Below are 22,281 nucleotides of genomic sequence, written 5' to 3'. Positions count from 1 at the left end.
TATAATCGTAAGGAAAGACCCAATATCCGAGTTATGGTAGGAGGAATATTGTTTTCATGAAAAAAATTGATCAAGAAAGCATCAATACCTTACGTTTCTTGTCCATTGATGAAGTCCAGGCTGCCAATTCCGGCCATCCCGGCCTTCCCCTTGGAACGGCTCCGCTTATGTATACGATCTGGGATCGTTTCATGAAGGTGAACCCCAAGGATCCGTCTTGGTTCGACCGCGATCGTTTTGTTCTTTCGCCAGGCCATGGTTCTGCCCTGCAATATGCCATGCTTCATTTGGCTGGATACAAGGTCTCCCTTGATGATTTGAAACAATTCCGTCAGTGGGGGTCCCTGACCCCGGGCCATCCGGAATATGGGGTCACGCCCGGTGTTGATGTTTCAACCGGTCCGTTAGGTCATGGATTTGCCATGGCCGTAGGTCTTGCCATGGCAGAAAAGATGCTTGCTGCCCGCTACAACAAAAAGGGGTTCCCCGTGGTAGACCATTATACCTATGGCATCACAAGCGACGGCGACCAGATGGAGGGTGTTGCTTCTGAAGCCGCTTCCCTTGCAGGGACGCTGGGACTAGGCAAATTAATTTTCCTTTATGACGATAACAAGATCACTATCGAAGGCCATACGGACATTGCCTTCAAGGAAGACGTGGGGGCTCGTTTTGTTGCCTATGGATGGCAGGTATTGCGTGTTTCTACCTCTGAGGATGTGGAAGAACTGGCCAAAGCCATCAAGGAAGCCAAAAGAGAAAAGAACCGTCCTTCCCTCATTATTGTTCCCACCCATATTGGTTTTGGCAGTCCGCGCCAGGATATGGCCAGTGCGCACGGCGAACCGCTGGGCGCTGAGAATGTGGCTGCCACTAAAAAAGCCGCCGGTTGGGATCCGGAAAAGTCCTTCTATGTGCCTGATGAAGTGCGGGCTCATTTCGAAGAAAAGATTCCCGCGGCAGAACGAAAAGAGGCTGAATGGGAAGCCCTTCTTGATGAATACGCCAAAAAATATCCTGATCTTGCAGCAGAACTGGTGGACCGCATGAATGGGAAGGTCGATCTTGATCTCAAGAAACTCATGGCTATCTTTGATGGTACGGAAAGCGCGGCTACACGTGCTGCTTCCGGTACAGTCCTGCAAAGCCTTGCCGATGCACTGCCAAGCCTTGTCGGCGGCAGTGCTGACCTTGGGCCATCCAACAAGACTGAAATGAAGGGCAAGGGGTTCTTCTCCGCGAGAACACCGGAAGGCCGCAATATCCACTTTGGAATCCGCGAACATGCCATGGGCTGTATCGTCAATGGGCTGAGCCTCCACGGCGGGCTCCTGCCTTTTGGCGCGACCTTCCTTGTCTTTGCTGATTTCATGCGTCCTGCTATCCGTATGGCCGCACTGATGGGCATTGGCAGCCATTTTGTCTTTACCCACGACAGCATCTTTGTCGGTGAAGATGGTCCGACCCATCAGCCTGTTGAACAGGCCATGAGCCTGCGGCTGATTCCTAACGTTTCCGTCATTCGGCCTGCTGATGCCCTTGAAACAGCGGCTGCTTGGAAGACGGCCTGTGAAACAAAAGACCGTCCGACCTGTCTGCTTCTTACCCGTCAGGGTATGCCCGTTCTTCATGATTATGCCAAAGTGATTGCTAAGGGTGCACCCAAAGGCGCTTACATCCTGAGCCCTTGCCCGAAAGAAGAAGACCTCAAGGCCGTTATCATTGCTACAGGCAGTGAAGTTCATTTAGCCCTTGAAGCCCAGAAAAAATTGACGAAACGTCATATCGGCGTTCAAGTTGTTTCCATGCCCAGCTGGGATCTTTTTGACAGCCAGAGTGCAGCCTACAGACGCCGCGTCCTTCCCAAGGATGTACCGGCGATTGCCGTCGAAGCAGGTGTCCGTACGGGCTGGGCCCGCTATACGGGCAGCGAGGACCACGTCATCGGTATCGATACATTTGGCGCTTCTGGTCCGGGTAAGACGGTCTATAAAGAATATGGATTCACCGTTGATCATATCGTTGATATGGTCCGCAAAGTAAAGTAGGGAGCCCGGCTCCTACGGTTCTTGGCGTCCTGTCAAATTGGCAGGACGCTCTTTGTACAGGAAAGGAAGATCCATCATGAAACATCTGCTCACCATTGCAGGTTCTGATTCCTCCGGCGGCGCGGGAATCCAGGCTGATCTAAAGACGTTTGCTGCCCATGGCACCTTTGGAATGAGTGTTATTACTGCAGTAACCGCCCAAAATACGACCGGCGTTACGAGAATCCAAAATATTGACGCTGAAGTTGTCGCCGCCCAGATTGATGCAGTTTTTTCCGATATTCATGTCGATGCCGTCAAGGTGGGCATGGTTTCCATTACGCCCATCATCGAGACCATTGCGAAAAAGATGAAAGCCTATGTACCTTCCTATCTTGTTGTCGATCCGGTCATGGTGGCGACAAGCGGAGCCTATCTTCTTGAGGAGACGGCCCGGCGGACCCTCTTGGAAAAGCTCCTGCCCCTTGCTTCAGTCATCACGCCGAATATGATGGAAGGAGAAGTCCTATCAGGCATGACAATCCGCTCAAAAGACGATATGGAAAAGGCAGCCCATGCAATCCTAGATGCCTGCGGTGCGGCTGTGCTCCTTAAGGGCGGTCATCTTGCCCAGACTGCTGATGACTATCTTTTGGAAAAAGATGGGCGCGGGACTTGGCTTTTGGGCCGTCATATCGATAACTCCAATACGCATGGAACGGGCTGCAGTTTATCGTCCGCCCTTGCTTCAGAATTGGCTTTGGGCCACACCCTTCCAGAAGCGGCTCAACTTGCCAAGGACTATGTGGCACTCGGCATTGAGCATGGCCTTCCTGTCGGTCATGGGCACGGCCCTATCCATCACTTTGTCTCTCTTTATGAAAAGGCAGGGATTGGGAAATGATGCCCCTTGAAAAGGCCTTTTGCTCCATCAGTGAGGCCATGCGGTCCCATCATCCGTTGGTTCATCACATAACAAATTATGTGACGGCCGGATTCTGTGCGGATGCGGCCCTTGCCATTGGGGCATCTCCCATGATGGCTGACGAGGAAGGGGAAATGCCCGCCATCTCACAGCTTTCTGACGCTTTGGTCCTCAATTTGGGAACTATGAATGAACGAACCTATGGCGCCATGAAAAAAGCCCTTGTCGGAACCGCTGCCTGTGGACGGCCTATCCTGCTTGACCCTGTTGGGGTCATGTCGTCGTCCTTCCGCTTTGATGCGGCCCGTACCCTGCTTCAGACTGGGGCCATCACGGTCATCAAGGGCAACAGTGCCGAAGGAAAGGCCCTCCTTTCTTGGCAGGGCGAAGGGGGAAAGGGCGTGGATTCCCTTTCTGATGACCATCCGGAACGGATTGCCAAAGCTTTGGCCTGCAAGTTTCACTGCACGGCTGCTGTAACGGGTGCCACTGATGCTGTAAGCGACGGAACCGTAACTTATCTGGCTCATAATGGAACGGCTTATCTGGGCCGGATTACGGGGGCTGGCTGCATGACGGGAACGCTTATGGCGGCAGCCCTGGGAGTCTATCCTGAATCCCCCCTTTATGCTGCCCTATGGGGCCTTACGGTCATGAATACGGGAGCTGAACTTGCGGAAAAGGACGTTCCCGGCCCTGGGACCTTCCGGGCCCATTTGATGGATGCCATCAGCCAACACGAGGGGCATAGGCTTTATAACCTTTTTAAAGGAGGGCCAGCAAAATGAAACGAACCATTGATTACAGCCTCTATTTGGTCACGGACCGAAAGGTGACGGACAAAAAGGGCCGCGATTTTTATGAAGCTGTCGAAGAAGCCCTCCAAGCGGGCATTACTTTGGTCCAGCTGAGGGAAAAGGACGTGACGACGGAAGAACGTATTGCCATTGGCCGCAAGGTCAAGATCCTGTGCGACCACTACGACGTACCGCTTCTTGTCGATGACGATATTGCCTGCGCCAAGGCCATCGGCGCTGATGGGGTCCATTTGGGACAAAGCGATGAATCCCTTGCCCGGGGACGGCAGGAATTAGGAAATGATGCCATCATCGGTATTTCTGCCCATAACCTTGAAGAGGCGCAGGCGGCCCTTCGTGGCGGCGCCGATTACCTCGGCGTGGGCGCCCTTTACCCAACAGAGACTAAAAAGGATGCGTCCTGTCTAGGCCTCGGTCCCTTCCGGGAAATCATTGCGGCCATTTCCCTTCCCATTGTTGGAATCGGCGGTATCGGTAAAAAGGAATTCCCGGAAGTCATGAAGTGCGGGGCCGCAGGCTGCGCCATGATCAGTTCCATTCTCGGCGCTGAAGACATCACAGCAACGGTAAAGGCCATGAAGATGGCCTATGAGGCTCTGCGCAAAGGGGAGTAGCCTATGCGGGAAAAAAGAAAGATTGAACGTTTGGGGCGGAAGGCCATTACCGCTTTTACAAAACGCCTGACTGATGAAATCTTCCTGTTCATCGAGCGCGACCCGGCCCTTTTGAAGGAATACAAGGAAGCGGTGAAAACCTATTCGGCCCACAGCGTCAATGCAACCTTGGGCAAGATGATTGCCGAAGCTTATGGCCTAGGCAATCTCCAAAAGGAAAGCAATCCGGACAGTGCGCTCTTAAAGCGTTATACCCGTCATTATGTCTATTGGGATCGCAACAAGGAAGAAAAGAAACGGCGGGAAAAGGAACGGGAACAGGCCTTGGGGCTTTTTGGCAGAAGCAGGAGAAAACGTAGGACAAAGGCTGTCAAAAAGCCTCGTGTGGCGTCTGCTCCGTCCCTTGAAAAGAATCTCTTCGATGGGTCAGGACATGACCCATCAGTATCATGATAAAGGATCCGTGGAGGAAGTTCTCCTCCCACATTCCTTTTTCCTAGGAGGGAAAAAGCTTCATGCAGGATGAGACGCTGTTTGCCAAAAGGATCCGCATTGGCAGACTTTATGATGTATATGGGAGTCTTCTTACGGTGCGGCAGCAAAAAATCATGGAACAGTATTTTTATGATGACCTGTCCCTTGGCGAGATTGCTGATGCCGGCGGAACAAGCCGGCAGGCTGTCTATGATCTCTTAAAGCGAGTAGAGGAGTCCCTTGAAAAGTATGAAAAGAAGCTCCGCGTCCTCCAAAAGGAAGAATCCATGCAGTTTGAACTGCGGGGGGCCCTCCATCTCCTGGGTGCGCTCAAGGAAGAAGGACTAGGGGATGAACGGCTTCAAAAAATTGAAGACATCATCCATAAGGTCATGGGTGATGCATGAAAATCAGGTGTCAAGGGAAAATACTTGACACCTTGCTGTTTATCCGCTATACTACATAAGTCGGTAAAGGACCTAGAGGTCCCACGGCCAGACAGAAAGCAGGTACACCATGGCTTTTGAAATGCTGACCGATAAATTGACGGCAGCCATCCAAAAGATTCGCGGCCAAAAGACCGTTACGGAGCAGGACCTTAAGGAAACCTTGAGGGACGTGCGGTTGGCCCTTTTGGAAGCAGATGTCAATTTCAAGGTTGTCAAGGAATTTACCACAAAGATCAAGGAACGGGTGCAAGGTCAAAAAATTGATCCTAACCTGACCGCTGGTCAATATATCGTCAAAGTCGTCCACGAGGAACTGATAGCCCTTTTAGGCGGGGAACAGAGCAAGCTCCAATTTTCCTCGAATCCACCTACGGTGATCATGCTTGCCGGGCTTCAGGGTGCAGGTAAGACTACTTCCATCGGAAAGCTGGCCAATTACCTCCGCAAAAATGGAAAGAAGCCGCTCATGGTTGCTGGTGACGTTTATCGTCCCGCTGCCATTACCCAGCTCGAAGTCATTGGAAAGGAACTGGACATGCCAGTCTTTTCCATGGGCAGTGAGGTCTCCCCTGTGACGATTGCCCAAGAGGCCATCAAAAGGGCCAATGCCCTTTTGTGCGATACGGTCCTCATCGATACAGCCGGGCGATTGCATATTGATGAAAAGCTCATGGATGAGCTGAAAAACATCAAAACCGCGGTTCATCCAGATGAAATCCTTCTTGTCGTCGACGCAATGACGGGACAGGATGCCGTGACGGTTGCAGAGGCCTTCAATAAAGCCCTTGGGATTACGGGCCTTATTGTGACGAAACTTGATGGCGACGCTCGCGGTGGTGCTGTTCTCAGCGTCAAATCCGTAGCCGATTGCCCGGTGAAGTTTGTAGGTATGGGTGAAAAGCTGGATGCACTCCAGCCATTTTATCCGGACCGCATGGCTTCCCGCATCCTTGGAATGGGGGATGTCCTATCCCTCATAGAAAAGGCCCAAGAGGCCATTGATGTTGATTCGGCCAAGAGACTGGCTGAGTCAATGAAACATAACGAGTTCACCCTCGATATGTTCCTTGACCAAATGAAACAGGTCAAGAGGCTGGGTTCCTTGGAATCCATCCTGAGCATGATTCCCGGCATGGGAAAATTCAGCAAGCAGTTTGAAGGCGTGGATCTTGATGGCAAGGAAGTCCGCAGGTTGGAGGCCATCATCACGTCCATGACTCCGAAGGAGCGGCAGAATCCCCGCATTATCAACGGGTCCCGTCGTAAGCGCATTGCCGCGGGCTGTGGCCAGCGTGTCCAGGATGTCAATCGCTTGCTCAAGCAGTTTGAAGAGAGCAAGAAGCTCATGAAGACCATGCAGGGGATGAACAAGTATGCACGGAAAGGCAGATTCAAACTGCCTTTCATGCAATAAATCAAATTCCTTTAAGGAGGTGAAAATTGTGGCAGTAAAAATTCGTCTGAAACGTATGGGTGCTAAGAAAAGACCCTTCTATCGTATCGTTGTTGCCGATGAACGCGCTCCGCGTGATGGCCGCATCATTGAAACGGTTGGGACCTACGATTCCAACGTCGATCCTGCTGTTGTAAAGATTGATGAGGAAAAGGCTCTGAGCTGGATGATGAAAGGCGCACAGCCGACGGATACGGTTCGCTCCATGTTCAGCAAGGAAGGCCTCATGACCAAACTGGCTGACAAGAAGGCTGCGAAATAAGGAGGAGACCTATGAAAGAGATAGTTGAAGTCATTGCTAAGGCTATCGTCAATCATCCCTCCGAGGTGCAGGTGGAGGAAGAAAGGCGTGGTTCCACTGTCGTTCTTAAACTCCACGTGGCACCCGATGATATGGGTAAGGTCATCGGCAAGCAAGGCCGGATTGCAAAAGCCATCCGTATGGTCATGAAGGCCGCGGCCACCCGTGAAAATGTCAAAGTGATCGTCGATATTGATTAAAGGTGGGCAAACCATGGATAAAATGATCGTAAAAGTCCCTGTAACCATTAAGGCGAAGGTGACGGAAGATCTGAAGGCACAACTGATTGCCGATATGAAACGCCAGGTCCAGGCTGCTGAACTTGATTTTGAACGGTTCCAATTCAGTGCCAAAAAGGCCTTGGATAACAATGCCGGCGCCGCTCCCCAGCTGGTTGCCAGCATGCGGGACCAGATTGAATACGAAAAGAACCAACGTGGCCATGCTCTCCAGGAGCTTAAAGATAAACTGGAACGAGCAGAAAACCTCGAAATCGGTAGCGAAATCGGTCACGGCACATTGGAGCGTTCCGTGGAAATTACCATAGGGTCCGATCTGGAAGCTCTCATGGGCGCTGAAATTGTCGTTGAAGACGGCAAGGTCATTGCATTTCGGGCGTGATGACCATGGAACAGCAAATTGTGATTGGCAAAATCGTCGCCCCGCATGGTGTGCGGGGCGAATTTCGTATCATGCCCCTGACCGACCAGCCGCAGCGCTATGCCAAGATGAAGATTGTCCATCTTGATGATGGACGGGATCTCACGGTTGTTTCCGTTCGGCAGCATAAAAATGTCTATCTCATGATGGTGAAGGAAATCACCAATATGGACGAAGCCGAAGCCCTGCGGGGCCGTCAGCTTGTCATTTCCCCCAAGGAACTTCCTCCCTTGCCGAAAGGACAGTTCTATGTGCGGGATATCTTGGGATTTGCTGTCGAAAGTCCTGACGGGGAAGCCTTTGGCACCGTAAAGGATGTCATTTCCCCGGGCAGTACCGATGTTTTTGTGATTGCTTCCCCGACAGGCGAGGAGATTCTCCTTGCCGCCATCAAGGAGAACATCCTTACCATCGATTGGGCAGAGCATAAGGTTGTTGCTAAACTGCCGGAGTGGATTTGATGAAATTTGTTTTTATTACCTTGTTCCCTGAACTCATTGCAGGCGCCGCTTCCGTGAGTATCTTGGGACGGGCCCAAAAAGAAGGCCTCATTGAGGTTCTTTGCGTCAATCCCCGTGATTATGCGACGGACCGCCACCGCAGCGTTGACGATACAACCTGCGGCGGCGGTGCCGGCATGGTCCTGCGTGTGGACACATATCTGGCGGCTCTTGAAAAAGCCAGGTGCCTCGCCCCGGATGCACTTGTGGCTGCGCTGACGCCTGTAGGTGAAACTCTTTGCCAAGCACGCGTCACCGCTCTTTCCCGAGCTGGCCGGGATCTTATTTTTCTTTGCGGCCATTATGAAGGGTTCGATGAGCGGATCCTAGAGGAAGCTGATCTGCGCCTATCCGTAGGGGATTTTGTCATGACAGGCGGTGAATTACCCGCGCTTTCCGTTATGGACGCGGTCGCTCGTTTCGTGCCAGGCGTTCTGGGAAAACTGGTGAGCGCCGAAGAGGACTCTTTTTCCGGTTCCCTTTTGGAGCATCCTCAGTACACGCGGCCCATTTCTTATGAGGGGAAAAAAGTGCCGGATATTCTCCTATCTGGAGATCACGAAAAGATTGGTGCCTGGCGCCGTAAGAAAGAATTTGAAGCCACGCTCCAGCACCGTCCGGATCTTTTTTCGACAATGACGTGGCAAAAAGGAGACGGCCGGCTCTTTCTTGAGATGCTTGGAGAACGGCACAAAAAATAGGGCAGCTGCAGCCCTTACCAGGGAGGAAAACTTCTTGCATGGGGTTTTCCCTTATGGTATAATACAGCGTATGCATTAACGGGCGGTCCGCTGTTAGCACGTGGCTAGACATGAACGTCTTGGATTCTGAGGAGGAACTAGTAAATGAACGTTATCGAAGCAATTGAAAAGGAACAGCTGCGTTCCGACATTCCTGACTTCCGTCCCGGCGATACCCTGAAAGTATACGTCAAGGTTGTTGAAGGAAACCGTGAACGTGTTCAGTTATTTGAAGGTGTCTGTATCTCCCGCAACGGTACTGGTGTCCGTGAAATGTTCACCGTCCGCCGTATCGCATCCGGTGTTGGTGTAGAAAGAACGTTCCCCGTGCATTCTCCGCGTCTGGAAAAGATTACTGTTTCCCATCGTGGTATTGTTCGGAGAGCCAAACTGTACTACTTGCGCAAACTTACGGGTAAAGCTGCCCGCATCAAGGAGCGCCGCTAATTGGAAAACGAAAAGGGGGCTGTCCTGCAGTCCTCTTTTTTTGTATACGAGAGACATGTTGCTGTATCATGTTAGAAACAGGTGAAATCCATGAGTGAAGAAAAAGAAAAGAAATCCTGGCAGGATACTGCCAGTGACTGGCTGTTTTCCATTATCATCGCTGTGGTCCTGGCTCTGGGAATCCGAACTTTTCTGGTCGAGCCCTATATGGTTTCCGGTCCGTCCATGCGGCCTACCCTGCAGAATGAAGAACGTCTGATTGTCAATAAGCTGGTTTACTACCTGCGTGAGCCGCAGCGGGGGGAAATCATTGTCTTCAAGTACCCCAGTGATACGCGGCGTGATTTCATCAAGCGTGTCATTGCTGTTGGCGGGGATACCATTGAAATCCGAGATGGCAAGACCTTCGTCAATGGGGAAGCCATTGATGAAAGCTATATCAAGGAGCCCTTTCATACCAATTACGGAAAGGTGACGGTCCCTAAGGGATTTATTTTTGTTATGGGCGATAACCGCAACAATTCCGAAGACAGTCGTTATGCTGATGTGGGTTTTGTTGATCTGTCCCTTGTGAAAGGAAAGGCCAGTGTTGTCTTTTGGCCTTTCTCGGAATTCAAGGCCCTGCCGTAAGGAGGGGAATTCATGCCAGAACTTTTGGAAGGCTATGCCTTTACGATCCAGTGGTTCCCCGGTCATATGACAAAGGCCAAACGGCAGATGGAAAGCGAGCTTAGGATGGTTGATGTCGTCGTTGAGCTCCTTGATGCTCGCATTCCTCGGGCAAGTGCCAACCCGCTCCTTAAAGGACTCATTGGCAGTAAGGTAAAGATTGTAGCCCTAAACAAAACGGATATGGCTGACCCCCTTGCCACCAAGGCCTGGCTTACCTATTTCAAGGAAGCGGGCCTTAAGGCTTTGGAAGTTGACTGCCAAAAAGGACGCGGGGTCAAAGCCCTTCTGACGGCAATGCGGGAAGCCGGACAGCCGGTAATTGATAAGTGGCTGAAAAAAGGCGTGCGGAACCATCCCATCCGAATCATGATTGTGGGGATCCCTAATGTAGGAAAATCGACACTTATCAATCGCATCTTGGGAAAAAACAAGGCGGCGGCCCAGAATCGTCCCGGCGTGACCCGCAATACACAATGGGTGGAAATTGGAAAGAATCTAGAACTTCTTGATACGCCTGGCGTGCTTTGGCCAAAGTTTGAAAAGGTGGAAACCGGTTTTCACCTTGCTGTGACAGGCGCCATCAAGGAAGACGTCTTTGATCGGGAAATGGCTGCCTCCATTCTGCTCTTGCGCCTTAAAAAGCGGTATCCTCAGGAACTGGGTGCCTCTTATGGCATTGCCGTGGAAGAGATGGATACGGCCGAATCCCTCCTTGATAAAATCGGCCGGGCACGGGGTGCCTTAAAGAGCGGTGGGGAAGTAAACCGTTCCAAGGTTGTCGATCTTTTTCTCCGCGATTTTAAATTTGGGAAATTGGGTCCCATGACACTGGAAGAACCCTAAACGCAGACTGCTGTACTTTTTGTGCAGCAGTCTTTTTGCTTTTTGATAAAACAATTCATTAGGGCCGTTCATCCCTTGAAAAAGGACTTTTAGCACGCTTGGAGACCCATTCAGCCAAAGCACCCCACATAGCCCTGGATTCATGATATAATGACGCCCATAAGGTCCTTGGACCACTCAACCAGAAAGAAAAGGAAGATGATGAGATGCATTCCATTGCAGAAATAAAAGCCGCCCTTTCTCATATGCCTGCTAAGGAGGATCTTGCTGTCTGGCGCAGGGATGAACGGAAAGGGGTCCAGCGCCTCCTTGCGTCCTATGATAAACGGTGTGCCCGCATGGCGGCGGAAAAGGAGCGCCTTGCTGCCCTTATGGAACCGGAACGGATCTTTTGGGAACAAGGATTTGTCCATGTCGCTGGAACCGATGAGGCGGGTCGAGGGCCGTTAGCAGGCCCCTTGGTAACAGCTGCCGTTATCCTGCCCCATGAAATTGACCTGCCGGGACTCAATGATTCCAAGAAAGTCCCTCCGAAACGCCGAGAGGCACTTTATGACGAAATCTTGCAGCAGGCACTTGCCGTGACGGTTCGCATCCTAGGGCCGCAGGAAATTGACACGCTTAATATCTATCAGGCGGCAAAACAATCCATGCAGATGTGTCTGACTCATCTTTCAGCAGCCCCGGATGCAGCACTGACCGATGCTATGCCACTTTCCCTGGTCGGTATTCCCGTGAAGGATCTTGTTCATGGTGATGCCCGCAGTGCGGCGATTGCGGCCGCTTCCATCATTGCGAAGGTGACCCGTGACCGTATCATGGTGGAACTCGATCAGACCTATCCGGGATATGGCTTTTCTTCGAATAAAGGCTATGGGTCAAAGGCCCATTTGGATGCCCTTGCGGCCTTGGGTGTAACGCCGTGGCACCGTAGGACCTATGAACCCATCAAGGGACTTGCCAGCCGGCTCGCCTTACCGCCTGCCATCAGCGAAGACAAGCTCCTGAAGCTCAAATAGCGCGATGCACGAACGGACTCGTTTCGGCCGCTGGGGGGAGCGGGCAGCCGCGGCCTATCTCCGGCATCAAGGGTATATCATTGAGGCCCAAAACTACAGTTCCAGTCATGGGGAACTTGATCTTGTGGCCCGCAAGGGGCATCTGCTTGTCTTTGTTGAAGTCAAGAGCCGCCGAACTGACCTTTATGGCAGACCCCGCGATGCCGTTACGGAGGAAAAAGCCGCTCGCATCAGGGAAACCGCCTATGAGTATCTGCAGGACCATAAACGCCCCGGCGACCGGATCCGCTATGACGTCATTGAAATCATGATGCTCTTTGGCCATTTTCAGCTCAATCATTTAAAAAACTATTTGTAACCGGGAACAAAGGCGAGACCTGTTGACTGTTTTTAGGCAGCTTGTCCCAAAGAAGGAGTGACGATATTGTACGCACGGACATGGGGAGAAACGACTTGCGGCATCAATGGCGAAATGATTGTTGTTGAGGTTGATGTGGCCAATGGAAAGTTTAATTTTGAAATTGTGGGACTGGCTGATACAGCTGTCAAGGAATCCCGGGAGCGTGTCCGCAGTGCCATCAAGAATTCAAGCTGCAAGTTTCCCGATCAGCATATTACGGTCAACCTTGCTCCTGCCGATCTAAAAAAAGACGGATCCGGTCTCGATCTGCCCATTGCCATAGGTATCCTGGCTGCCCAGGCAAGATTGGAACTGCCTAAGGATGATGCCCCTGTCTTTGTAGGTGAACTCGCCCTTGATGGGTCCCTGCGGCCGGTGAGCGGTATTCTGCCCATGATTTTACGAGCACGGGACGAAGGGCGGGGAAGCATCTTTATTCCCGCAGGCAATGCCGAGGAAGGGGAACTCGTAGATGGCATCAATGTTTTTACGGCCCATCATTTAAGTGAGATTGTCCGTCATCTCAAAGGGGAAGCGGCACTTTTGCCGTTAAAAAAATGCCTGCGGTTTTCTGAAGAGGAAATTCCGACAACTGTCGATTTTTCCGATGTCCAAGGACAGGTCGTGGCCAAAAGGGCCCTCGAAATCGCAGCCGCCGGCGGACATAATATCCTTATGGTAGGCGCGCCTGGCGCAGGTAAGACTATGCTGGCACGGCGTCTTCCGACCATTCTGCCGCCTATGACTGAGGAAGAAGCCCTTGAGGTTACAAAAATCTATAGTATTGCTGGTCTCCTCAGTCATCGCCATGGCATTGTCATGGAACGACCCTTTCGCAGTCCTCATCATACGGTTTCAAACAGTGCCCTTATAGGCGGCGGCAGTATCCCCAAACCGGGGGAAGTGACCTTAAGTCATCATGGGGTACTCTTTCTTGATGAACTGCCGGAATTTACTCGCAGTTCCCTGGAGGTTCTCCGGCAGCCGCTGGAGGACCGGATTGTTACCATCAGCCGCGTTCAGGCAACACTGACTTTCCCTGCTGATTTCATCTTGGTAGCAGCCCAGAATCCCTGCCCCTGCGGCTTTTGGGGAGAAGAGGACGGCATCCATCAGTGTACTTGCCGGCCCGGGGATATCCAGCGTTACCAGAAAAAGATCAGCGGGCCTCTCTTGGACCGCATTGACATCCAGATCCACGTGCCCCGTCTGCAGTACAAGGAAATGAAGGGGACCCGCCCAACGGAAAGTTCAGCCGCTATCAGAAAGCGCGTGGTTGCCGCCCGGGCGCGGCAGCAGGAACGGCTCCGAGGGACCCATAAGTTCTGCAATGCCAGTATGGGTCGTAGGGAAGTGAAGGCTTTTTGTCCCCTTACGGAGGGCGCTGAAAAGATGCTGGAATCCTATTTTACGGCGTTGGGGCTCAGTGCAAGAAGCCACGACCGAATCATCAAGGTCGCCCGAACCATTGCTGACTTGGATGAAGCCGAAAAAATAGATGAATCCCATTTGGGGGAAGCCATTCAGCTGCGGACCAGCATTCAGTCTTGAGGAAGGAATTGCATGATGCTTCTGACCCTTTTTTATATTCTTGCAGGACTTTGCACGGGAAGCTTCCTCGCACTTTGCGCGGACCGGCTTCCGCGTGGGGAAAGCCTCTTTTTTCCAGCTTCTCATTGTGATGCCTGCGGTCATCGGCTGGGCTTTTTTGATTTAATCCCGCTGTGGAGCTATCTTCGCCTCGGCGGCCGCTGCCGCTACTGTCTAGCGCCGCTTAAAAAGGATCTCTTATGGTGGGAAGTCGGGATGGGGGGCTCTTTTGCCCTCCTTGGAAGGGGCACTGCTCCATCTCCTTTGCTTTTTCTTACTTTTTATCTCTTTTCTTTTCTTGTTCTCATTTCGGTCATGGATGGGAAGGAAAAATTTGTCTATGATGCATCCCTCCTCTTTTTGATTGGCGGGGCTCTATTCCATCTTTTGTTCGGTGCATCCTTCTTTCGTATGGTGGGAGGCAGCTTGTTTTTGGGACTTCCGCTGTGGATGATTTATGGCTTATCCCGCGGCCGCATGGGTTTTGGTGATGTAACCCTCGCTTTTTCCCTCGGCCTTTTTCTTGATGGGGAGCGCAGTCTCCTGACCCTTTTTCTTGCCTCTCTCTTAGGCATTGCTTTTTCCGCCCTGATGATGGCCTTGGGCCGCCGTAAGTGGCGAGATCCTCTGCCATTTGCCCCATTTTTGTGCACGGCTGCCTTTTTTCTTTTCGTGCGTCCTGATGTGGCCCGTCTTTATTTCCAGCTCTTTTTGTTCTAATCCCTTTCCACTACGCCCTGTTGTAAGGAGACGTTCCCATGCATGCCATTTTGCTTTACTTTCTTAATCTGTTTCGTCCCTATCCGCAAAAGATGACGGTTCTCTTCCTTCAAAAGGAAGCTCTTTGTCTTGCGGCGTTCGCAAAGGGAAGAAGCGAAACCTATGAAATCCAGCGTTATGCAGCGGCTGCTTTGCCCCCTCCATTATCTGGAAAGAAACGCTGGGATGATCCGGGTGCCATGGCGGCGCTTATTCGGGAAATCTGTCAGCATAAAGGCATTCCTTTGAAGGCCCTTGCTATTGTCCTTTCCCATGGGGATGGGTTCCTCTCTCAGTTGGAACTCCCGGAACTGCCGGAAAAGGAGTGGAAGGATGCCGTATTATGGGAGGCTCTCCAGTATGTCCCGTATGAAGAAGGAACCTTCGGACCAGTCCTTGAAGTCATGGGGAAAAAAGGATCGCCTCTTTCCGCCCTCATCGCCGCGGCGCCTCTTGTGGAACTGGAGTTTTTTGAATGTCTTGCAGACATGCTTTCCTGCTGCTTGGTAAAAATTGAACCAATGGCACTGTCCCTGGGGCGGCTCCTTCCTGAGACGGAACGCGGGACGGCCCTTGTTCTTTCCCGAGAAGGGACGGGTGGAACCTTGACTGCCTATGAAAAAGGACTCCCCATAGCGAGTGAAACCTGGGACACCTTGCCATCTGCCAAAGTCTATGGACCCTATTATGAAAAGGAAAAGGCTGCTGGCCTTTCCCCGGAAGAAGAGGCTCAGCGCTGGAAATCCCAAGTCAAGCATCTCACCTCTTATTTGGATGAAGCCATGGAGCTTTCCTTTACGGATCTTTTCGTATGGGGAGAAAAGGAAGCTGAGGACGCCTTCCTTTCCACCCTTGCTGAAGTGACGTCCCTTGCCGTACACAATTTCCCAAGCTCCGGTTTTGGCATGGCTGCAGAGCGTTTTGAACAGGCGCACTGGAAGCTTGACCGACAGAAGATCCTACCCCTTCTAGGAGCCGCACAGAAAGGAAGTCCCCCTTATTATCTTGATCTGCAAGCCGGACGTGATAAGGAAAAGTGGCTTCCTCGTCGTTTTATAGAGCCTTTGACAAGGGCCCTTGCTGCTATGACTTGCGTTTTGGCCGTTTTTCTTTTTTCGTCTCATCTTTACCTTGTCCATGAAAAAAAGCAGCTTCTCGAGCAAAAGCGGGCGATTTCCCTTTGGAAAGACCGGCTTTTTCAGCATCGGAGGACGGAACAAAGCATCCATACTTTGACAGAACTTCTTTCAGAGGCGGAAAAACGGACGCTGTCTTGGCACACTCTTTTGACGGAACTGGGCACAAGCCTTCCCAGTGAATGTGTTCTTGAAAGCGTGGAGGACCGCCGCTCATCCAAAGGTGCCATCCTTGAAATCAGGGGAAAGACAAGAAAGCGGCAGCCTCTGTTTATTTGGACGAAGGATCTTTCCCGTTTGCCTGCGGTCAAAAAAGTGACGCTGGGAGATATGGAAGGCAAAGATAGCCAGGATAAGACAGGTAAGGCCCTTGATTTTACTGTCTTGATCCATTTGGAGAAAGGAAGGACCCATGATGGAACGGACTGAGTCCTGCTTTTTTGTGAAGCAAAGCCTTCCCAAAGGTCTTATGGGAGCCTTCCTGCTTTTTTGCGTGACCTTTCTTATGTTTCTTTTTGTGGAGGGCGCATTCTTTTATCCCCGTTATGGATTTCTGCAGCAGCTTCGTAAAGAGAATCAGGAGGTCTTGTTTTTTTATCGTCATTATGACGCGGAAAGGGAAAATCGTCTTTATGGTCAGCTTGCGGCCTTGGAAAAAGAGGTCCCTCCTGAGCGTTCTACTTCCCAAATCCTTCAGGCACTGACTCAATGGGGGGAGGCAAGCGGCTGTCGCCTGCTTTTTCTTCGTTCGGGTCCTGTAAAGGAAAAAAATGGCGTCATGGCACAGACTGTCGAGCTTTCTTTAGAAGGAAGCTATTTTGAAATCTTGGTTTTTTTTTGAACTCTTTGAGCAAAAAGGACAAGGCATGCACGCGGAGGAAACCCTCTTGAAACGGAGCGAAAAAGGGAATAAGTTGATATTTCAAACTAAAATTGTTCACTTTGCAACGGAAATTGTAACGATATAGAATCATTTCCCTAACGATTGACCAAAATCCCAAATGATGAGATAATAAACAATAGAGCGCTATGCCCTATAAATATTCGTTATATAATGAGTTCCATGTAAGATGGATTGGGCACGGAAAGGCCCACATCGAGGGGAGGATTTATTCTATGTCAATCAGCTGTGTAGCACCGCATGCACAAGGGAAATCAGCAAAGGACCGTATTTTTGGTGCCAGCGAAGCGGCCCAGAATCGGATCAAGGAAATTGGCGCAGATAAGGTCACAAATTCCACGATTGGCGTGATGCTGGATAATGATGGCAATTTTGTTGTACTGCCGACGGTTGCCAAAGTCTATCATAGTTTGTCCGATGCGGAACTGTTTAGATACGCACCTATTACAGGACTCCCGGAATTCCTGGATCTTGTCCAGGGTGCCTGTTTTGGCCAGTCCCGTCCGGATGGCTGCTACACGGCTGCAGTTGCAACCGCTGGCGGCAGCGGTGCCGTCCATCACTGCATCTGGAACTACACGATGCCTGGTGATACGGTGCTTACAAGCGCTTGGTATTGGGGCCCTTACAAGACCATGTGCCGCGATATGAACCGCAATTTTGACACCTATCCCATGGTGACAGAAGACCACCGGTTCAATTTGGAAGGACTTCGGGAAAAAGTACAGGAGCTTCTCAAGAAACAGGACCGTGTCCTTGTCATCATCAACACGCCGGCCCATAATCCGACAGGATTCAGCCTGACGCCGGAAGATATTGAAAATGTGCTTCACATGTTGGAAGATTCCATCAAGGGAACAAATAAAAAGGCTGTCCTTGCCCTTGATGTAGCCTATATTGACTATGCCGGTGAAAGGGAAGAGGTCCGCAAGATCTTCAAGAAGCTCAGCCATTTGCCAGAAAATATTTTTGTCTTGATCTGCTACAGCCTTTCCAAGAGCTTTTCCATGTATGGACAGCGCAGCGGCGCCCTCATCGGTGTTTCTTCCAGCAAGGATCAGATCCAGGAATTCGTGGACGTCAATAAGTTTACGAGCCGCAGCACCTGGTCCAACTGCAACCGCGGTGCCATGGATACGCTTGCCACCATCTACAAGGACAAAAAGCTTCTGGATGATATCCAGAAAGAACGGAACCATTACTATAAGATGATTCAGGAACGGGGCGATGTCTTCACGAGGGAAGCCCAGGAATGCGGCCTCAAGATGATGCCTTATATTTCCGGCTTCTTCCTGTCCATCCCGGCAAAGGATTCGGAGGCAGTCTGCAATAAGCTCCATGAAGACAATATCTTCTGTGTGCCGCTTGCAGCTGGTGTCCGTGTTGGACTTTGCTGTACACCGCTCAGTAAAATCTACGGTATGGCCAAGAAAATCAAGAAAGCCATGGATGCCGTTGGTGAATAAGTTCGTCAAAGGGGTGTTGCGTGAGGCAGCACCCCTTTTTCCTTAACGCGATAACTTTAGAAGGAGCTGATTCGATGCAACTCGTTGGACCCGATGGAAAACAAAGAAATTATCAAGAAGGTACACCATTAGTGGACATTGCTCCTGACTATCAGGCAGCGTATGATACTCCTATTGCCTTGGGAGTCCTGAACGGACGGGAAGTTCCCTTGCAAATGATTCCTCAGGAAGGGGATCGAATTTGTTTCCTTGATATGAACAGTGTGGAGAGTTATAATACGTACATCAGCACTTTTTTGTTTGTCCTTATTGCTGCCATGAACCGAGCTCGTCCGCAGGTTATGCTGGAAGTGCAGAATACGTTTGGCAATGCACTTTATTGCGACATCAAGAATAAGATTGTCCTCAGCGATTACGACCTGGCCGATGTGGCTGCCGAGATGAAAGCTATGATCCAGGAAAAGACCCCCATCACGCTTTCCTTTAAGAAAAAGCAGGAAGCCTGGTCCTATGTAAAACCTCGTTTTTATTGTGATCAGGCGCCGCTTCTGTCTGCCTTGCCGGATGATGTGGAGATTCCAGTTTATGAACTGGACGGAGTGAGTGCCTATTTCGTGAACCCCCTTTTGCCTCATTTGGGCTATCTTAAGGAATTTGAACTGATCCGAATGGGGTCGGGAATCCTCCTGCGTTATGGAAAAAGGGGACACTATGACCGCCTTGAACCATTTGCTCGCCGGGATAAATTGGCTGCGGTCTATGCCGATTCTGAAAAGATGGGGCAGCGTCTGCATTGTCCGACGGTTGCTGCCCTGAACCAGTTCATCAAACGGGGCAACAGCCGGGAAATCATCCTGGCCTGTGAAGCACAGCATGAAAAAAAGATTGCCCAGATTGCGGATGCCATTGCCAGTGAGGAGCGGGGGGTTCGGTTAGTCCTCATTGCTGGTCCATCCTCATCGGGAAAAACAACTTTTTCCCAGCGTCTGGCCGTTCAGCTGCGCGTCAATGGCATGCGACCCATCCCGATTTCCATGGATAACTATTTCAAGGAACGCAAGGATACGCCGCGTCTTCCTGATGGAAGTTATGATTTTGAATCCTTGGGTGCCCTTGATACGGATCTTTTCAACGAGCAGCTTCACGAGCTTCTTCAAGGAAAAACTGTAACCATTCCTCATTTCAGCTTTCACACGGGGACCCGGAGCTACCGGGACCAAAAGGAACAGTTGGGAGATGACGGTGTCCTTATTGTAGAAGGAATCCATGGTCTCAACGAAGCGGTCTCGTCATCCGTACCGCGCCGGGAAAAGATGAAGATCTACATCAGTGCCCTGACGCCCCTTTCCTTTGATGACTACAACCGGATTCCCACAACGGATATGCGTCTCTTGCGCCGGATGGTGCGGGATTCACTCTTCCGGTCCCACGATGCTATCACAACAATCCAAAATTGGCATAAGGTGAGGGCCGGAGAGGAAAAATATATTTTTCCTTTCAGTGAAGAAGCCGACATCCTCTTTAATACGACCCTTATCTACGAACTGGCAGTCTTCAAGAAGTATGCTTACCCCTTATTGGAACGGATCCAGCCAGATACAGCAGAGTACACGGTGGCATCCAAACTGAAAAGTATGCTGAGTATCGTTGAACCGATTGATGATGAGCCCATTCCCAACAACTCCATCATTCGCGAGTTCATCGGCCATTCTGTATTTGGAGATTTATTGTAAAGGAGAAGGCTCATGTATATTTCTGAACGCACAAAAAAAATCCCCACTTCCCCCATTCGTAAGCTGGCACCAATGGCCAATGCAGCAGAGAAGGCAGGACGCAAGATCTACCATTTGAATATTGGTCAGCCTGATATTGCAACGCCGGACAGCTTCTTTGACGCCGTGAAAAAGTTCCATCCGGCTGTGCTTGAATATGGTAAGTCCCAGGGACAGGAAGGCCTGATCAAGGCTATCCAGAAGTATTACCATGACTGGGGGATGGACTACAATCTAGATGACATCTATGTAACCAATGGCGGCAGCGAAGCCATTGCCTTTGCCGTCATGACGACCTGCGATCCTGGCGACAACATCCTTATGTTTGAACCTTTTTATGCCAACTATAAGAGCTTTGTCGGTGCTTATAATGTTGAAATCAGCGGCGTTCCCACGTCAGCACACGATGGGTACCACCTGCCCAGTGAAGCCGAGATCGAAAAGCACATCAATTCCCGGACGCGGGCCATTCTGATTTCAAACCCAGGAAACCCGACGGGCGTCATTTATACGGAACAGGAAATGGCTCTTATCAGCCGCATCGTCCGCAAACATGACCTTGCCCTTATTGCCGATGAAGTTTATCGTGAATTTGTCTATGATGGCGAATATAAGAGCTTTGGCACCATGCCGGAACTGGCAGAGCACCTTATCATGATCGATTCTGTTTCTAAACGCTACAGTGCGTGTGGGGCCCGGATTGGCTGCGTGATGACCAAGAACAAGGAACTCAGTGCCCAGCTCCTTAAATGCTGCCAGGCACGTCTTTCTGTTTCCCAATTGGATCAGGCCGGGGCAACGGGGCTTTATACGACACCGGCTTCTTATTGGGAAGAGGTGCGCAATGAATATACGCGCCGCCGCGATACCCTGAAGGAAGCCCTCTCTGCTATGCCTGGCGTCATTTCGTCCGAACCGAAAGGGGCTTTTTATGTCATGGTCAAATTGCCTGTTGACAACATCGAAAAGTTTGCCCAATGGCTCCTCACCGATTTTGCCATCGATAATGAAACGGTCATGATTACGCCAGGAAATGGCTTCTATGTATCTTCTCCGGACCGGGGCCGCGACGAATGCCGCATTGCTTACGTCCTCAACTGTGAAGACCTCAAAAAAGCCATGCATATCCTTGCCGAAGGCTTGAAACAGTATCCAGGACGGACTCTGTAAGGCGCATCTGCGTGCCGCAGCATGGCGGGAGCTATGAACACAACCTAAAAAGGCCGTTGTAATAAGGTGGCGGGAAAGAACGCATGATTCTTTTCCGTCCACCCTTTTCAATGGCTGCCGCCGGTACTATATGGAAAAAGGCTAATGGCAAGAGATCGTTTCCTTAAAATCAAGACTTTTGATCATAAAAAAAACGGAAGAAAGGGGATTTCTCCACTTTCTTCCGTTTTTTATATAGGGCTGTTTTCATTCCTAAGGGGTACGTGAAATTACGAGCGGCAGATTCCATCCAGCCAATCAAACAGTTCTGACAGGTCATAATCTCCTGCATGACCTTTTCCCCAAGCTACTTCAAAATTAACGTCCTTGCCGCGTTTTTGAAGCAGTAAGGCAAGTTCAGCAGGAATGGCAAGAGCAGTATCCCGATCGAGGCTGCCATGACGGATCCGCCAGTGCGGTGCCGCTTTTCCTTCCTTTTCCTGAAGGAAGGAAACGGGGTTGATCAGGCGTGCTTCCTTATCTGGTACCATGGAGCGAAGGTCCGTGCGATGGTCCATGGAAAAACGGGTGAAGTGGCGCGGCGTGCCGTCCGACGTGCCAAATTCATCATTTTCGGGAGCGGAACTATCCAGTTTATCGAAGGCCGGTGCTGCTTTAAGTCTCGTTGCAAGAAGGGCATAAAGGGATAGATCCATATCAACGACTTTTCCATCGCTTACTTGAATCCAATCCGTTTTTGACACGTTGACGCCTTGGTCCAGTGCCTTTTGGGCCGACGCCATATAAAGACCTTTGATATAGTCTTTAAAAGAACCGTTTCCTTGAAATGTACCCTCTTTACTGGACACCCAGTAAGGAGGGTACATTTTGCGTTATACGACTGAATTTAAGCTGATGTGTGTAGAACTTTATCGTCAAGGTAAGTGGGTAAAAACACCTAAAGGAATTAAAACAGCAAATTTTCGTAACAAGATTCGTACTTGGAATCGTATCGAACAGGCTGGCGGACCGGAAGCATTGTGTCACAAAGCACATTACAAGGCATGGTCCCCAGAGGAGAAACTTGAATTGGTTTCACAAGTAAATGCCGGACAGTCAATGATGGCTGTCGCCTGTCAATATGGTATGAGCTATAGTCTTTTGTA

Annotated in this window: 25 protein-coding genes and 1 pseudogene; 25 read left to right on the top strand and 1 reads right to left on the bottom strand. The window is 50.7% G+C overall.

The annotated features are described in order from the left end of the window. Positions 1-56: 56 nt before the first annotated feature. The 24 genes from tkt (at position 57) to H503_RS0108205 (ending at position 21,136) form a co-directional block, all read left to right on the top strand. Positions 57-2,048 (top strand): transketolase, encoded by a 1,992-nt coding sequence (gene tkt / locus H503_RS0108320; RefSeq protein ID WP_009016006.1) that lies wholly within the window; start codon positions 57-59, stop codon positions 2,046-2,048. A 76-nt stretch (positions 2,049-2,124) separates the two neighbouring features. Further along, a complete protein-coding gene (gene thiD, locus H503_RS0108315; RefSeq protein ID WP_009016007.1) occupies positions 2,125-2,931 on the top strand; it encodes a bifunctional hydroxymethylpyrimidine kinase/phosphomethylpyrimidine kinase in 807 nt (268 codons plus the stop codon). Then, positions 2,928-3,740: a hydroxyethylthiazole kinase gene (gene thiM, locus H503_RS0108310; RefSeq protein ID WP_009016008.1), complete on the top strand. Its 813-nt coding sequence runs from the start codon at positions 2,928-2,930 to the stop codon at positions 3,738-3,740. The genes thiD and thiM overlap by 4 nt, the downstream gene beginning before the upstream one ends. Further along, positions 3,737-4,384, top strand: a complete 648-nt coding sequence (gene thiE, locus H503_RS0108305; RefSeq protein WP_009016009.1) for a thiamine phosphate synthase — start codon at positions 3,737-3,739, stop codon at positions 4,382-4,384. Before thiM ends, thiE begins: the two co-directional genes overlap by 4 nt. Positions 4,385-4,387: 3 nt before the next feature. Beyond that, on the top strand, positions 4,388-4,837 hold the full coding sequence (locus tag H503_RS0108300; protein ID WP_009016010.1) for a hypothetical protein: 450 nt from the start codon (positions 4,388-4,390) through the stop codon (positions 4,835-4,837). A gap of 62 nt (positions 4,838-4,899) precedes the next feature. Beyond that, positions 4,900-5,265, top strand: a complete 366-nt coding sequence (ylxM, locus tag H503_RS0108295; protein WP_009016011.1) for a YlxM family DNA-binding protein — start codon at positions 4,900-4,902, stop codon at positions 5,263-5,265. 109 nt (positions 5,266-5,374) lie between these two features. Next, positions 5,375-6,721 (top strand): signal recognition particle protein, encoded by a 1,347-nt coding sequence (ffh, locus tag H503_RS0108290; protein ID WP_014128129.1) that lies wholly within the window; start codon positions 5,375-5,377, stop codon positions 6,719-6,721. Between the two features lie 28 nt (positions 6,722-6,749). Next, on the top strand, positions 6,750-7,022 hold the full coding sequence (gene rpsP / locus H503_RS0108285) for a 30S ribosomal protein S16 (protein ID WP_016459745.1): 273 nt from the start codon (positions 6,750-6,752) through the stop codon (positions 7,020-7,022). Between the two features lie 11 nt (positions 7,023-7,033). After that, entirely contained in the window at positions 7,034-7,261 is a 228-nt protein-coding gene (locus H503_RS0108280) for a KH domain-containing protein (RefSeq protein WP_009016014.1), read from the top strand. Positions 7,262-7,274: 13 nt separating this feature from the next. Then, entirely contained in the window at positions 7,275-7,682 is a 408-nt protein-coding gene (locus H503_RS0108275; RefSeq protein ID WP_009016015.1) for a YlqD family protein, read from the top strand. A 5-nt stretch (positions 7,683-7,687) separates the two neighbouring features. Further along, the gene (gene rimM / locus H503_RS0108270; RefSeq protein ID WP_035196225.1) at positions 7,688-8,182 is read left to right on the top strand and encodes a ribosome maturation factor RimM; all 495 of its coding nucleotides are present in this window, start codon (positions 7,688-7,690) and stop codon (positions 8,180-8,182) included. After that, the gene (gene trmD / locus H503_RS0108265; protein WP_014128132.1) at positions 8,182-8,922 is read left to right on the top strand and encodes a tRNA (guanosine(37)-N1)-methyltransferase TrmD; all 741 of its coding nucleotides are present in this window, start codon (positions 8,182-8,184) and stop codon (positions 8,920-8,922) included. Before rimM ends, trmD begins: the two co-directional genes overlap by 1 nt. A 144-nt stretch (positions 8,923-9,066) precedes the next feature. Continuing rightward, complete coding sequence (gene rplS, locus H503_RS0108260; RefSeq protein ID WP_009016018.1) at positions 9,067-9,408, top strand: 50S ribosomal protein L19; 342 nt, start codon at positions 9,067-9,069, stop codon at positions 9,406-9,408. Positions 9,409-9,498: 90 nt separating this feature from the next. Further along, positions 9,499-10,038 (top strand): signal peptidase I, encoded by a 540-nt coding sequence (lepB, locus tag H503_RS0108255; protein WP_009016019.1) that lies wholly within the window; start codon positions 9,499-9,501, stop codon positions 10,036-10,038. A 12-nt stretch (positions 10,039-10,050) separates the two neighbouring features. Continuing rightward, positions 10,051-10,923: a ribosome biogenesis GTPase YlqF gene (gene ylqF, locus H503_RS0108250; protein ID WP_009016020.1), complete on the top strand. Its 873-nt coding sequence runs from the start codon at positions 10,051-10,053 to the stop codon at positions 10,921-10,923. Positions 10,924-11,129: 206 nt separating this feature from the next. Then, positions 11,130-11,942, top strand: a complete 813-nt coding sequence (locus tag H503_RS0108245) for a ribonuclease HII (RefSeq protein ID WP_009015571.1) — start codon at positions 11,130-11,132, stop codon at positions 11,940-11,942. Between the two features lie 4 nt (positions 11,943-11,946). Then, a complete protein-coding gene (locus H503_RS0108240) occupies positions 11,947-12,300 on the top strand; it encodes a YraN family protein (RefSeq protein ID WP_009015570.1) in 354 nt (117 codons plus the stop codon). Between the two features lie 66 nt (positions 12,301-12,366). Continuing rightward, positions 12,367-13,893 carry a YifB family Mg chelatase-like AAA ATPase gene (locus H503_RS0108235; protein WP_009015569.1) on the top strand — a complete coding sequence of 509 codons (1,527 nt, stop codon included), beginning with the start codon at positions 12,367-12,369 and terminating at the stop codon, positions 13,891-13,893. 12 nt (positions 13,894-13,905) lie between these two features. Further along, positions 13,906-14,652: a prepilin peptidase gene (locus H503_RS0108230; RefSeq protein WP_009015568.1), complete on the top strand. Its 747-nt coding sequence runs from the start codon at positions 13,906-13,908 to the stop codon at positions 14,650-14,652. A gap of 38 nt (positions 14,653-14,690) precedes the next feature. After that, positions 14,691-16,256 carry a type IV pilus biogenesis protein PilM gene (locus tag H503_RS0108225; RefSeq protein WP_009015567.1) on the top strand — a complete coding sequence of 522 codons (1,566 nt, stop codon included), beginning with the start codon at positions 14,691-14,693 and terminating at the stop codon, positions 16,254-16,256. After that, a complete protein-coding gene (locus H503_RS11960) occupies positions 16,240-16,668 on the top strand; it encodes a hypothetical protein (protein ID WP_248604855.1) in 429 nt (142 codons plus the stop codon). The genes H503_RS0108225 and H503_RS11960 overlap by 17 nt, the downstream gene beginning before the upstream one ends. A 275-nt stretch (positions 16,669-16,943) precedes the next feature. Then, positions 16,944-18,194 (top strand): pyridoxal phosphate-dependent aminotransferase, encoded by a 1,251-nt coding sequence (locus H503_RS0108215; RefSeq protein ID WP_009015565.1) that lies wholly within the window; start codon positions 16,944-16,946, stop codon positions 18,192-18,194. A gap of 74 nt (positions 18,195-18,268) precedes the next feature. After that, on the top strand, positions 18,269-19,927 hold the full coding sequence (locus tag H503_RS0108210; protein ID WP_009015564.1) for a nucleoside kinase: 1,659 nt from the start codon (positions 18,269-18,271) through the stop codon (positions 19,925-19,927). Positions 19,928-19,939: 12 nt separating this feature from the next. Further along, on the top strand, positions 19,940-21,136 hold the full coding sequence (locus H503_RS0108205; RefSeq protein ID WP_009015563.1) for a pyridoxal phosphate-dependent aminotransferase: 1,197 nt from the start codon (positions 19,940-19,942) through the stop codon (positions 21,134-21,136). Between the two features lie 269 nt (positions 21,137-21,405). On the opposite strand, the gene H503_RS0108200 is transcribed toward H503_RS0108205, so the two are convergent. Beyond that, positions 21,406-21,879 (bottom strand): hypothetical protein, encoded by a 474-nt coding sequence (locus tag H503_RS0108200; protein WP_248604854.1) that lies wholly within the window; start codon positions 21,877-21,879, stop codon positions 21,406-21,408. A 124-nt stretch (positions 21,880-22,003) separates the two neighbouring features. Here H503_RS0108200 and H503_RS0108195 point away from each other — a divergent pair. Continuing rightward, a pseudogene (locus H503_RS0108195) lies at positions 22,004-22,281 on the top strand (helix-turn-helix domain-containing protein); the annotation flags it as partial.

Source organism: Acidaminococcus intestini DSM 21505 (assembly GCF_000425045.1).
Taxonomy (GTDB): domain Bacteria; phylum Bacillota; class Negativicutes; order Acidaminococcales; family Acidaminococcaceae; genus Acidaminococcus; species Acidaminococcus intestini.
This window is presented reverse-complemented; position numbering and strand designations above follow the sequence as displayed.